This window comes from Pseudomonas sp. PB120 (genome assembly GCF_009761815.1).
In the GTDB taxonomy this organism is placed as follows: domain Bacteria; phylum Pseudomonadota; class Gammaproteobacteria; order Pseudomonadales; family Pseudomonadaceae; genus Aquipseudomonas.
The window spans coordinates 119,606-132,911 of sequence record NZ_RWIN01000122.1; the positions used below are offsets into that span (position 1 = coordinate 119,606).

The 13,306-nt window shown below is 59.3% G+C and carries 9 protein-coding genes and 1 tRNA gene; 3 read left to right on the forward strand and 7 right to left on the reverse strand.

Translation table 11 applies throughout. The features are described 5' to 3' along the window. Positions 1 to 36: 36 nt before the first annotated feature. From pqqA to EJA72_RS22375, 5 genes are all read right to left on the reverse strand, one after another. Entirely contained in the window at positions 37 to 111 is a 75-nt protein-coding gene (pqqA, locus tag EJA72_RS22355; RefSeq protein ID WP_009045898.1) for a pyrroloquinoline quinone precursor peptide PqqA, read from the reverse strand. Positions 112 to 266: 155 nt separating this feature from the next. After that, positions 267 to 2,693, reverse strand: a complete 2,427-nt coding sequence (gene pqqF, locus EJA72_RS22360) for a pyrroloquinoline quinone biosynthesis protein PqqF (RefSeq protein WP_157713775.1) — start codon at positions 2,691 to 2,693, stop codon at positions 267 to 269. Between the two features lie 48 nt (positions 2,694 to 2,741). Continuing rightward, positions 2,742 to 3,536 (reverse strand): carbon-nitrogen hydrolase family protein, encoded by a 795-nt coding sequence (locus EJA72_RS22365; RefSeq protein WP_157713777.1) that lies wholly within the window; start codon positions 3,534 to 3,536, stop codon positions 2,742 to 2,744. Positions 3,537 to 3,548: 12 nt separating this feature from the next. Beyond that, the gene (locus EJA72_RS22370) at positions 3,549 to 5,231 is read right to left on the reverse strand and encodes an NAD(P)/FAD-dependent oxidoreductase (RefSeq protein WP_157713779.1); all 1,683 of its coding nucleotides are present in this window, start codon (positions 5,229 to 5,231) and stop codon (positions 3,549 to 3,551) included. Between the two features lie 221 nt (positions 5,232 to 5,452). Beyond that, complete coding sequence (locus tag EJA72_RS22375) at positions 5,453 to 5,914, reverse strand: Lrp/AsnC family transcriptional regulator (RefSeq protein WP_157713781.1); 462 nt, start codon at positions 5,912 to 5,914, stop codon at positions 5,453 to 5,455. Between the two features lie 174 nt (positions 5,915 to 6,088). Between EJA72_RS22375 and EJA72_RS22380 the strand changes: the two genes are divergently transcribed. The 3 genes from EJA72_RS22380 to EJA72_RS22390 all read left to right on the forward strand — a co-directional run bounded on the left by EJA72_RS22380 (position 6,089) and on the right by EJA72_RS22390 (position 9,309). Continuing rightward, entirely contained in the window at positions 6,089 to 8,443 is a 2,355-nt protein-coding gene (locus EJA72_RS22380; RefSeq protein WP_157713783.1) for a glucose/quinate/shikimate family membrane-bound PQQ-dependent dehydrogenase, read from the forward strand. Between the two features lie 202 nt (positions 8,444 to 8,645). Further along, positions 8,646 to 9,011 (forward strand): type II toxin-antitoxin system RelE/ParE family toxin, encoded by a 366-nt coding sequence (locus tag EJA72_RS22385; RefSeq protein ID WP_157713785.1) that lies wholly within the window; start codon positions 8,646 to 8,648, stop codon positions 9,009 to 9,011. After that, entirely contained in the window at positions 9,004 to 9,309 is a 306-nt protein-coding gene (locus EJA72_RS22390) for an XRE family transcriptional regulator (RefSeq protein ID WP_157713787.1), read from the forward strand. The genes EJA72_RS22385 and EJA72_RS22390 overlap by 8 nt, the downstream gene beginning before the upstream one ends. A 74-nt stretch (positions 9,310 to 9,383) precedes the next feature. Here the strand turns inward: EJA72_RS22390 and EJA72_RS22395 are convergent. Further along, positions 9,384 to 9,460: transfer RNA gene (locus EJA72_RS22395), tRNA-Ile, on the reverse strand. A gap of 15 nt (positions 9,461 to 9,475) precedes the next feature. Next, the gene (locus tag EJA72_RS22400) at positions 9,476 to 13,222 is read right to left on the reverse strand and encodes a bifunctional diguanylate cyclase/phosphodiesterase (RefSeq protein WP_157713789.1); all 3,747 of its coding nucleotides are present in this window, start codon (positions 13,220 to 13,222) and stop codon (positions 9,476 to 9,478) included. Between the last annotated feature and the right edge of the window lie 84 nt (positions 13,223 to 13,306).

Consider the following 13,306-nt stretch of genomic DNA (forward strand, 5'->3'; position numbering starts at 1 on the left):
CCTCGGTAAACCGAGGCGTTGCACTTCTATACAAACTTAGCGGCTTGCGAAGTACATGGTGACTTCAAAGCCGATACGCAGGTCGGTGTAAGCAGGTTTGGACCAGGACATGGGAGCGCTCCTTCAGGTGATGGGACAGTTGAGATCTATACATATAGTCCACCTCCAGCCGGAGATGTTCAGATAGTTAGGTGGCTATGTTACTCAAAATTACAGACTGATTGCCCAGCATTCTCGGAAAAAGCTAATTGCACCAGCGGTAATGATCATTTTGCCACTTGCCAGATTGCGCTTGGGCAGGGTTCGCTGGCCAGGCAGCGCCAGCCACCTTCGGCCTGATTCAGCCGTTGGACCGCGGCTGACAGCGCCGGACGATCGATCAGCAAAATGGCCTCGGTCAGTTGTTCACGATAATCCGACGAGTGGCCGGCCTGTTTGCCCTGCCAAAGCAACTCTGCGGCCTGCGCCATGGGCAACGCCGCACTGTCGAACTGCTCGGCCAATGACTGGCGCTGCTCGATGATGGCCGCGTCGTCCATGCTGTCGAGCATCCCCTCCAGACTCCGTAAGAACTGTTCGACATGTTCCAGCAAGTCCGAAGGGGTGACGTTTGGAGATTGCACGCCGAACAGCAGTCCCGTCTGCCCATGAATCTGTCGAAGGGCGCTGAACACCGCATAGCCGAGTTGCAATTCGACTCTCAGACGCTGGTAGAACGGCGTCTGTCCAAGATGAGCGAGCAAACGCCAGACGGCTTCATCGGCGATGTCCTGAGTCGGGGCCGGACAGAAGAGTAGCAGCGCGTGTTCGCTGGAGCCGGTGTCGACACTGTTCCATAGACGCTGAGTGCGGATCGATGGCGCAGGTGTCAGTTGATTGCCCGCAACGCCGGGCACGCGACTCAAGCCCAGACCCATGGCCGCTTGGGTCTGAGCGGACAGACCGATCGCCAGCCCATCCCAGCGTGCGGTGGCCCAGAGTTGTTGCAAGTCATTCGACTCGGCGGTGGATTCAAGACAGCGCTCGGGCAAAGCCTTGAGTAATTGCCGAATCGGTATCAGCCCAGCGCTTGGCGTTTCTTTCTGTGAGAGAACGGCATCAGGATTTGTCAGCTCTTTCAGCGCATGTTCGAGGACGGTAGGCATTGGTTCCTGAAGCCCCGTCATTTTCAACAGCCATTCATTTCCCGATGCGCTGAAGGAAACGTCGACGCCGGCCTGACGGGCATCTTCACGCAGGGGGGCAAGGCGATTCTCAAGGTGCGACTGGAGGCTGGATGCGGGCCTATGGTCGAGCCGCCAGCGCAGATAAATCACCCCTTCATCGGTGTTATCCGGCAACGCCTGACTGAACTGTATCGGGGAGTTTTCGCGACGACTGCGCGAGCGATCCTGGGCAAACGTGCGCAGACCGCGATGTTTACTGGTTTGGCCACGAATCAGGCCGGCATGGGTCACCGGCGCCTCGACGGGTAAAAACGGATTAGGCGTCGGCAGTTGCCACTCGCCGCTGAAGTTATCCACAGCACCGATTTTCTTCAGGATGTCCTTGAGCGCGATAACGCCCTGTTCCGATAGCCCGGCCTCAAGCTGCTCGACATCCTGTTGCGCCAATTGCAAAGCCCCGCTGACTTGCTGCTGGCGCTGTAGCAGGGTGGCGTATTCGGCGCGCAGACTGGCCCACTCTTTTTGAGCAGCAAAAAAGCCCAGCCAATCCAGAAGCCGCTCGCGGATGACGTGGTCGGGTTGGGCAGTGCTGAGCTCAACGTGCAATAACGCTTGGCCGGCGTACTGATACAGCGGCTTGGCCTTCAGGCTGTCGGCCAACCCGTTTTTTTGCAATCCATCCAGCAACCCGCCGGCTTTCGCAGCGTTCAGCCAGTGGCACAGAAACGCCAACGCCTCGCGCGAAGCGTCGGGCAGCGCTTCAAGCGCGAACACCAGATCGAGTCGTCGCTCGCTCGCCTGTTGATAACGGTTGTCCGAGGATTCCATCAGCGGTGCAGGCGTTGATTGCGGTATCGCTTCGCCGGCAGGGATCGCAGCACCAAAGTGTTCAGCCAATGCCTGCAACTCATCCAGACTCTGCGGTCCGGCCAGGCTCAACGTCATTTGCCCGGTCCGATAGAAACGCTGATAGAAATCCATTAAGGCTTGCTGGAATTCGGGTTGCGGCACGGGCAGGCTGTCGCGGTTGCCGGCATGAAACCCACGCAGCGGATGCGCAGGCGAAAGCCCCTCGAACAACGCCTGCTGCTGTTGCGCTGTCGGGTCCTGCGACCAGGCGACACATTCTGCGTGCAGCACTTCTCGTTCGCGCTGCTGATCGTCCGGATTCATACATGGGTGCGCGAGCATGTCTGACAGACGCTCCAGCCCACCGCTGAATGCCTGCACCGGCAATTCAAAAAAGAAGTCGGTGGTGCGTTCATTGGTTCGCGCGTTCACCTGTCCGCCATGACCCTGCACGTAGGCCATCAGTGCTTGAGCGGTGGGAAAACGTTCAGTGCCGAGAAACAGCAGGTGTTCGAGAAAGTGCGCCAGTCCGGGCCACTCCAAAGGTACATCATGACTGCCCGCGGCAACCCGCAATGCCGCCGCGCAGCGCTTCAGCGTCGGCGAATGACGCAGCGTTACCCGCAGGCCGTTGGCCAGGGTTTCAGTGTGGGGGCGAAGGGGATTCAACGCAGGCATGAGCACTTCCAGAACAGAGAAACGCTAATGCTAGCGGATATCGGTGGATCAGCGCTTGTTCAGCGTTTCGTAAAGCTCGGGGCGACGATCCAGGAAGTAGCGATTGGCGGCGCGGGAGTCGACCATCAACTGGCGGTCCAGCTCGCCGACAATCAACGCTTCGTCCAGACCGGCCTGGGCGATGCGGCTGCCATCCGGTGCGGCGATGCTGCTCTGGCCGCAATAATAAATCTCGCCTTCGTTGCCGCAGTAATTGGCGTACGCCACGTAACACTGGTTTTCGAAAGCGCGGGCGCGGACGGTGACGTCGGCGACGAAGTCGTAGGGAATCATGTTCGCCGTCGGCACCAGGATCAGCTCTGCGCCGGCCAAGGCCAGGCGCCGTGCGTTTTCCGGGAACTCCACGTCGTAGCAGATGAGGAAGCCGAGCTTCCAGCCATTGAGCTCCACCAGCGGAAAATCATCTTCCCCGGCGCTGAACATCGAGTGGTCGAGGTCGCCGTACAGGTGAGTCTTGCGGTAGTTGCACAGGCGTTCGCCGTTGGCGTCGATCAGTTGCACAGCGTTGTAAATCTGTCCGTCTTCGGCGCGTTCGGGATAGCCATACAAAATGGCGATCCCTACGGTTTTGGCAATGCGCGCAACGTGTTGCGCCGATTCACCGTTGTATACCTCCGCGAGGACGCTGACGGCGTCGACACCGATGTTGTAGCCGGTCAGGAACATCTCCGGCAGCACCAGCAGATCGGCGCCTTTGGCCTCCAGCGCGAGCTGATGCAAGCGTTGCAGATTGCCGGCGACGTCCAGGGGCAGCGGTGGGCATTGGTAAAGGGCTACACGCATTTCGGATTCCTCTTACTCGGGCAGGGCGATCGGACCGATCTCGTTGAACACATCTCCTGGACCCGGGTTCTCGGCGTGAGTTTCACCGCCGAAGTGTTTCATGATGCCCCACACCGCGTTGAGCGAGGTCTGCACCGCGCCTTCCACCCAGGCCGGCGTCCACGAAACGTCGTCGCCGGCGATGAAAATCCCGCGCTGCTCGGCGGGCATGTCGTCCTGCATGAAGTGAGCGTACATGCGCTGGTTGTAGCGGTAATGGCCAGGCAAGGCGCCTTTGAATGCACCGAGGAAATGCGGGTCGGCCTCCCAGGACACGGTGATCGGGTCGCCGATGATCCGCGCGGCGATGTCCACTTTCGGGTAGATCTTTTTCAAGGCGTCCAGCGCCAGCTTCACGCGTTTTTCCACCGGGTGCGGGAGCATTTTCAGCGCGTCGCTCATCCACGAGTACGACAGGCAAATCACGCCGGGCTTGTCGTCGCCGTTGTCGAACAGGTAGGTGCCACGGGTCAGACGATCGGTGAGGGTCATGCTCATCAGGTCGCGGCCGGTTTCCGGGTCCTTGTCCTTCCAGAACGGGCGGTCGACCATCACGAAGGTTTTCGACGATTGCATGTAGCGGGTGCGGTCCAGGGCCATCCACATCTTTTGCGAGAACAGGGTTTCGTCGCACTCGATCTGTGTGGTCAGCAGCCAGCTCTGGCAGGTGGTCAACACGGCAGCGTATTCGCGGGTATCGCCGTAGTTGTCTGTGACTGCAAAGCGGCCATTCGATGCGTGGGCGATTTTTTTCACCCCGGAGCGTGGTGCGCCCCTGTGCAACGAGCTGAGGCTGGTGCCTTCCGGCCAATGTACGCAGCGCTCCGGCACATGGCGCCAGATGCCCAGCGGCACTTGCTCCACGCCGCCGACTACCAAGTGCTGGTGATCGTCGCAATTGGTCATGACCACGCGGAAGATTTCCAGCATCGAATTCGGGAAGTCCGAGTCCCAGCCGCCGGTGCCAAAACCGACCTGGCCGAACACTTCGCGGTGATGGAACGAGAGTTTGGCGAAGGCTTTTGACGTGGCGACGAAGTCGTAGAAGGTGCGGTCGTCCCACAGCGGAACCAGGGTGTTCCACAGCTCTTTGAGGCGCGGCACATCGCGGTCGCGGATCGCTTGCTGGATATCGGCGAACTGCGAACCGGCTTCCAGTGCATCCGCCCAGGCGTCAGCCACTTCCTGGAACAGTGCAGGAAGATCCGCCAGGCTCTGTGCGTAATGGGTTTTGCCTTCCAGGTCGATGACCGTGCTGCCGGAAGCCGGGGTCAGCGGGTTCGGGAAGGGCTTGGTCTGGAGGCCGAGCTTGTCGACGTAGTGATAAAACGCGGTGGAGGACACCGGGAAACGCATCCCGCCAAGCTCGGCAATGATGCCTTCGGCGCCGTTGAATGCCTGGGAGCGCAGACGGCCGCCCATTTTCGAGGCTTCGTAGACGACTGGTTTGAGGCCCAGTTTCATCAATTCATAGGCGGCTACCAATCCAGCGATGCCCGCGCCGACAATCGCCACTTCGGCGCCGTGGTTGTGTGCAGGAATGCGGCCGAGGCCGGCCGGGTGTTCGATCCAGTCGTCGAAGGCAAACGGAAAATCAGGGCCGAAAATGGTGACTGGTTTTTTACCGTCTGCAGGATGGCGATTGTTCTTGTTCATGGCTGACCTTGCTGGCGACCGGACGCGGAGTGCGCATCTGAGTATAGGAAAAGATGCCAGCCATTCTAGAGAGCGTAGAACACGTTAATAAGACGCAATGTGTCGTCGTTTCGCCAGTTATTTGATCAATATGACGAATTAATACTGCACATTGACAATGTAGGAGCAAGGCTTGCCCGCGAAGAGGCCGGATCAGTCACCCGAGAACTACCGGCCCAAAGTCAAACCGGCTGCCCCCGATCAATCTTGCTACTCAATATGATCGATGTGGTCGTCTTCTCCACTCCATCCACGCTGCCAATCTGATCCAGCAACTGATCCAGCTGCTCCGGCGAATCAGTTCTCAACCACGCCACATAATCAAATTCGCCACTGACCGCACACAACTGCTGAACCTGAGCCATGGCGCCGAGGCGACGCAGCACTTCCTTGCCCGACCGCGGTTGCACCGTGATACCAACGTACGCCTGCAACCCGCCATCCACCACCCGCTGGCCCAACCGCACGCCGTACCCGGTAATGACTTTGGTTTTTTCCAGCCGCGCCAGCCGCGAGGTCACGGTCGTGCGCGCGATCCCCAGTTGCCGGGCGAGCATGGCCACGCTTTCGCGGGCATTGATCTGCAGGGCCGCAATCAATTGGCGGTCGATTTCGTCAAGAACGGGTGGGCGAGTGTCAGGCAAGGGGCGTCTCCAGCAACACAAATCAATGGTTCCGCATGTTACAGCACCGCCCGCAACGCGGATCTCTGATCTAGCCTCAGTACCGTTCAGGACATTTTTACCTGCGACAAATTGCCATAAGTAACCAGGTAGTACATTATTCCGCGCTTGTCACAAATGGGGAAAATTTCCGACATGAATACTTCTGGGGCTGCCGCCGGCAGCAAATGGCTGCTGATGGGGCTGGGTGTCCTGATTGCATTGATCGGGCTTGGCCTGGCCGGTGGCGGCGGCTATCTCGTTGCTCTGGGCGGTAGCTGGTATTTCTTGCTGATGGGGCTGGCGATGCTGGTCTCCGGGCTGATGATCGCCCGTTGCAAGCCACAAGGCGCGTGGTTGTATGGCCTGGCGCTGATGCTGACTGCCATCTGGGCCGTCTGGGACACCGGGTTCGAATATTGGCCGCTGGTCTCGCGCGTGCTGACCTTCGCCGTTATTGGTCTGGTTGTCGCGTTGATCTACCCGACCCTGGTGCGTGCGTCGGGCGCGACTGCCGGCCGTGGCGCTTACGGACTTGCGGGTATTCTGGGGCTCGCTGTCGTCGCAACGATGGCTTACATGTTCGTGCCGACCCATGTGGTCAAGGCCAGCAATGAGCCGGCCGTTACGCCGGTCGCACCGGGCGCCGAACAGAAAGACTGGGCCCATTGGGGCAACACCACCGCCGGCAACCGCTTCGCCGCGCTGGACCAGATCAACAAAGGCAATATCGACAAATTGCAGGTGGCGTGGACTTTCCGCACCGGCGATATTCCTGAAAGCACTGGCGCCGGCGCCGAAGATCAAAACACACCGCTGCAAATTGGCGACACGGTCTACACCTGCACCGCTTATGGCAAAGTCTTCGCCCTCGACGCAGATACAGGCACTCAGCGCTGGAAATTCGATCCGCAAGGCACCGCACCAAACTGGCAGCGTTGCCGTGGCCTGGGCTATTCCGAAACGCCTGCATCTTCGGACAATCCGCCGACAGCCTGTACGAAACGTCTGTTTCTGCCGACCGGCGATGCCCGTCTGATTGCAATCAATGCTGAAACCGGCAAGCCGTGCGAAGAGTTTGGCGACAAAGGCACCGTCGACCTGAAAACCGACATGGGCGAAGTCAAACCGGGCTACTACCAGCAAACCTCGACCCCATTGGTCGCTGGTGACGTGGTGATCGTCGGTGGCCGCGTGGCCGATAACTATTCCACCGGCGAACCGCCGGGCGTGGTGCGCGCATATGACGTGCGCAGCGGCGAGCTCGCCTGGGCGTGGGATCCGGGTAATCCCAACACCACCAAACGGCCACCGGCCGGCGAGACGTATACCCGTGGCACGCCGAACGTTTGGTCAGCCATGTCCTACGACGCCAAACTCGGTCTGGTGTACCTGCCCACCGGCAACGCCACTCCGGATTTTTTTGGCGGTCAACGTACGGCCTTCGATGACAAGTGGAACTCGTCCATCGTCGCCATCGACGTGAAGACCGGTCAGGTGCGCTGGCACTTCCAGACCACTCACCACGACCTGTGGGACTTCGACCTCCCGGCGCAGCCGTTGCTGTATGACGTGCCCGACGACAAGGGCGGCCTGCAGCCGGCCTTGGCGCAAGTCACCAAGCAGGGCGAAATCTTCCTGCTCAACCGTGCCACCGGCGAGCCTATCGCCCGCGTCGAAGAGCGCCCGGTACCGCAGGGCAATGTGCCTGGCGAACGCTACTCGCCGACCCAACCTTTCTCGGTGGACATGCCGTCAATCGGCAACAAGACCCTGATCGAAGCTGACATGTGGGGCGCGACGCCGTTCGATCAGTTGATGTGCCGCATCCAGTTCAAAGGCATGCGTCATGAAGGCGTCTACACCCCGCCGGGCCTGGATCGAGCGCTGCAATTCCCGGGCTCGTTGGGCGGCATGAACTGGGGCAGTGTCTCGGTTGATCCGAACACCCACTACATGTTCGTCAACGATATGCGCCTCGGCCTGGCCAACTACATGATCCCGCGCAACAAGATCGCCGCCGGGGCCAGTGGTATCGAAATGGGCGTCGTGCCCCAGGAAGGCACGCCGTTCGGCGCCATGCGCGAACGCTTCCTGTCGGCGGCCGGCATTCCGTGCCAGAAACCACCGTTCGGCACCATGTCCGCCATCGACCTCAAGACCCACAAGCTGATGTGGCAGGTGCCAGTTGGCACCGTGCAGGACACCGGCCCGCTGGGTATCCGCATGCACTTGCCGATTCCGATCGGCATGCCAACCCTGGGCGCCTCCCTGGCCACACAATCCGGCCTGTTGTTCTTTGCCGGTACCCAGGATTTCTACCTGCGCGCTTTCGATACGGGTAACGGCAACGAAATCTGGAAATCCCGTTTGCCTGTGGGCAGTCAGTCGGGTCCGATGACCTACGTTTCGCCGAAGACCGGCAAGCAGTACATCCTGCTGACGGTGGGCGGTGCGCGTCAGTCGACGGATCGTGGGGATTATGTGATTGCGTATGCGTTGCCTGAGTAAGGATTGAACCCCGGGTACGAAAAAGCCGCGCATATGCGCGGTTTTTTTTTGGCTCCTGACTCACCGTCTCAGCGATTGGAGAAATCTAGACGATTCGCAGAAATCATCCCTAACAACTCCATGGCATTTCGGGTGGGCAGCCAGCCGCAGGTGTCTCTACATTTATTCCTTTGAGGTTATATTCCTTAGGTGGCATATTTGTATGAAGTGGGACGTTGAATATACCGATGAGTTTGAAGGTTGGTGGAATGGTCTTAACGAAGCAGAGCAGGACTCGGTTCAGGCAACCGTCATGTTGCTAGGTGATGACGGGCCGCACTTGGGTTTTCCTCACGCCAGCGATATCAAGGGATCGCGACATGGCAAACTTCGCGAGTTACGAGTGCAACACGCTGGAAAACCTTACCGTGTGTTTTATGCCTTTGATCCGCGGCGATGCGCGATCCTGCTGATCGGCGGTAATAAAACCGGGCAGGCTCGATGGTATCTGGAGCATGTGCCACTGGCGGAACGTCTGTACGACGAGCATTTGGAACTATTGAAAAAAGAGGGCTATGAGAATGGCTAAACAATTCGCTGATTTGGTGGCGCAGCGTTCACCAGAGTCTCAAGAGCGCGTCGATGCGCTGGTTCGAAAACTGCGAGCGGAAATGCCGTTGCACGAGTTGCGCCAAGCGCAGGCATTGAGCCAGGAAACGTTGGCCAGGACGCTGCACGTCAATCAGGCGGCGATTTCCAAGATGGAGCGACGCACCGATATGTACATCAGCACGTTGCGCGACTACATCCGTGCAATGGGGGGCGAGCTGGAAATCATTGCGACATTTCCTGAGGGACAGGTAAAAATCGAAAACTTTGCGAAGTGAGCAATTAAACAACAGTTCAAAATAACCAGTCACGCAGACACGAAAAAGCCGCGCATATGCGCGGCTTTCTTGTTTGGTGGGCCCACACGGACTTGAACCGTGGACCAAAGGATTATGAGTCCTCTGCTCTAACCAACTGAGCTATAGGCCCTCAGTAGGCCGCGGATTATAGCGATGGTTTCTCGGCTGTGCTATCCGAAAAATCCAATACAGTTGTACGAAGAAATGTCGCCGCGAATTCGTCCGGTGGTAGCGGCAGGCTGACGATGTAGCCCTGGATCTGTTCGCAGCCTTCCTGCGCGAGAAATTCCTGCTGTGCCAGTGTTTCTACACCTTCGGCGATGACCGTGAACTGCATGCTGCGGCCCAGGGCAATGATGGCGCGAACGATAGCGGCGTCGTGCGGATCATCCGGCAGGCCACGGACGAAAGACTGGTCGATCTTGAGAATGTCCAGCGGCAGTCGTTTGAGGTAACTCAGGGATGAGTAGCCGGTGCCAAAGTCGTCGATGGCCAGTTGTACGCCCAGGTGCTTGAGTTGATGCAAAACCGTCAGCGCCTCTTCGGCCTGGCTCATGATGAAGTTTTCGGTGATTTCCAGTTGCAGTAGGTCGGGGCGGAGGCGGTTGTCCTTGAGCAATTGTTCGATGCGGCCGAGCAAGTTCGGCTGGCGCAGTTGCGCACCGGCGAGGTTGACGGACAACGGGCCGAGAGATTCGTAGAGCTGGCTCCATTCGAACATTTGCCGGCACGCGGTCTCGAGTACCCAGTCGCCGATTTGCAGGATCATGCCGTTTTCTTCGGCCAGCGAAATGAAGTGCTCGGGCGGCACGTCGCCGAAGGTGGGGTGGCGCCAGCGAAGGAGCGCTTCGGCACCGACCAGGCTATGGTCGTCGAGGCTGAGCTTGGGCTGGTAGTGCAGGTGCAGCTCGTTGCGCTCGATGGCGCGCCGCAGTTCATGTTCCAGTGCCACGCGCTCGCTGGCCTGGGCGGTCAGGTCGCGGGTATAACTTTCGACCCGGTTGCGGCCCTTGGCTTTCGAGCGATACATCGCCGCGTCGGCGTTCTTGACCAGGGTGGCGACGTCGCAGCCGTCCTTGGGGTAGAGGCTGGTGCCGATGCTGGCACTGATGAAAAACTCGTGCTCGCCGGCCTGGAACGGCGCACCAAAGCAGTTGAGCAATTTGGTCGCGATATTGTCGGCATCGCTGGATTGTTGCAGTCCGGGCAGCAGGATAATGAACTCGTCGCCGCCCAGTCGCGCCACGGTATCGATGTCGCGCAGTTGCTCCTTGAGGCGCACCGCAATGCCTTTGAGCAGCAAGTCGCCGACCGGATGGCCGAGACTGTCATTGATATGTTTGAAACGGTCCAGGTCCAGGAACAGCACCGCGCCCTGGCCACCGTTTTCCTGCTGGTTATTGAGTGCGGTCAGCAGTCGACTCTCGAACAATGTGCGGTTTGGCAGGCCTGTCAGCGGATCGTGGTGGGCCTGATAATCAAGTTTTGCCTGGGCATGCTTGAGGCTGGAAATATCGGCGAACACGGCGACGAAATGGGTGATGAATTTGTCGCGATTGCGCACCGCGCTGATGGTCAGCCAGCTCGGATAGAGTTCGCCATTCTTGCGCCGGTTGGAGATCTCGCCCTGCCAATGACCCTCGGCCGTCAGTTGATGCCACATGGCCGCATAAAACGCGCTGTCATGCAGGCCCGAGGCGAGGAGGCGAGGGGTGTGGCCCAGCGCTTCGCTCTCGCTGTAACCGGTAATTTCTGTGAACGCGCGATTGACCGCGCTGATGTGTTGCTGGGTGTCGGTGATCAACACGCCCTCGGCCGTGCTCTCGAACACAGTTGCGGCTTGTTGCAGTTTTTCCTGCATCAGATGCCGCTCGGTGATATCCCGGGCGATGGTCAGCATGCAGTCCTCATCGCCGATGGGAAGTGGACGGCTCGACACTTCGCAGAGGCGAATTTGCCCGTCGCTGCGGCGTATATGGCAACTGAAGTCGCGGACGAAACCGTCCCGGTGCAGCAGGTCGAGCATTTGCTTGCGTTCGTTGAGATTGACCCAGATTCCCAGGTCCAGCGCCGAGCGATCGACGGACATGGCGCTGTTGAAGCCGGTGATACGGCTGAAACCCTCGTTGACCTCCAGCAGCAGACCGTCACTCTGTCGGGACAGCAGCAGGCCGTCCGGCGAGGCGTGGAAGGCCTTGGCGAATTTTTCTTCGGAGGTTTGCAGTTGCTGTTGGGTTTCTTTGAGCTGGGTGATATCGCGTACCACCACCACCAGCGCCGGGGTGGTGTCGAGGTCGAACGGTTCCGCGGAGATCAGTCCGGTAAACACTTGGCCATTGTTACGGCGAAAGGGCATTTCCAGGTTACGGATGCTGCCGGCCTGCAACCGCTGCAACAGGCCCGGCCCTACGCCGGGGATGCCCCAGATATTGAGGTCGGTGGCCGTCTGGCCGATCACCTCTTCGGCCTTGAGACCGATCTGCTCTTCGAAGGCTTCGTTGACCTCCAGCAGGCAACCGTCGGAGAGTCTCGCAATGACCAGAATGTCCGGGCATTGCTGGAACACGGAGGCGAATTTCTGTTCCGACAGGCGCAGTGCTTCTTCGGTGCGTTTTGCCTCGCTGATGTCGATCATCAGCCCGCGCATGACCGGTTCATGGCCGTGCTCGATCAGGCTGACGATGTCGCGTACCCAAATGCAGCGGCCATCAGCGGTGATCACCCGGTAGTCGAGGCTGTGATCGCGTCCGGCCAGCACTTCGTGATCGCAGAAGGTCTGGGCGCGGGTCAGGTCGGCGGGGTGGATGATGTTGCGCCAGAAGCCGGGTATCAGCCAATGGGCCAGGGGGTAACCGAGCAATTCTTCAGCGTGAGGCGACACATAGCTGTAGGTGAAATCGGTCATCCGCGCTTCCCAGGCAATGGCCGAAAGGCTCTCGACCAGCCCGCGGTAGTGGTACTCGCTGCTGCGCAGTTCCTGTTCCAGATCCACCCGCCGGGAAATTTCAGAACTCAATCGGCGATTGATACGGATAACCACCACCAGCACGGTAATCAGCAGCAATAACCCCGGCAGGCCGTATACCAGCAGGTCGGACCAGAACGTTCGATGATCCAGAACGGTGCCGACCCAGTGCTCCTGAATGGCACTGATTTCAGCGGGGCTCATGTCTGCCAGGACCTTGTCCAGAATGCCGACCAATACCTTGTTGTCCCGAGGCACACCCATGGCCAGTTGATACCGATAGGGCGTTTCGCCGCTGACATACAGGCCTTCCAGCTTGAGCTGACGCAGGCTCCAGACACTGGAAGCCAGGTCGCCCACCACGGCGTCCACTTCATCGGTGGCCAATGCTTGCAGCGCTGAACTGACGTTGGGCATCGCCACAAGATTCAGGTCTGGATTGTGCGTGCGTAATAGTTCATGCGGTGCGTAGTTTTCCACCACGGCGATTTTCAGGCCGTACAGGTCCTCAAGTTTGCGCGGTTGGGCGCCGCCGACGTGGGCAAGGATGACAATGGGAAAGTCCAGGTAAGGGCGAGTGAAGGACAGGTATGCCTGGCGCTCGGGGGTCGACATGATGCCCGGCAACAAGTCGATTTTTCCTTGTTTGACCTGTTCCAGAACGACCGTCCAGCTCACCGGCTCGATAGGTGTGAGCTGGACCGCCAGGCGCTGGCGTATCACGTCGATGTAATCTGCAGCCAGGCCTTGGTAGCGACCCTGGTCATCGCGAAACTCAAAAGGCGGCCAGGACGCATCGACACCCAGGCGCAAGTCCGGATGGGCCGTCAGCCAGCGACGTTCATCGTCAGTAAGAGTCAGCGCGCCAGCCGTTGCGGTCCAGGTCATCAGCGACAGCAAAAAAAGCACGGTCGGCAGTCTGGGCATAACGGTCTCGTTATGGCTCGGGGGAATGTTTCGAGTGTAGACGGGCAATTCGATGGGGGGGAAGTGCGGGGATTTTTATCTGTA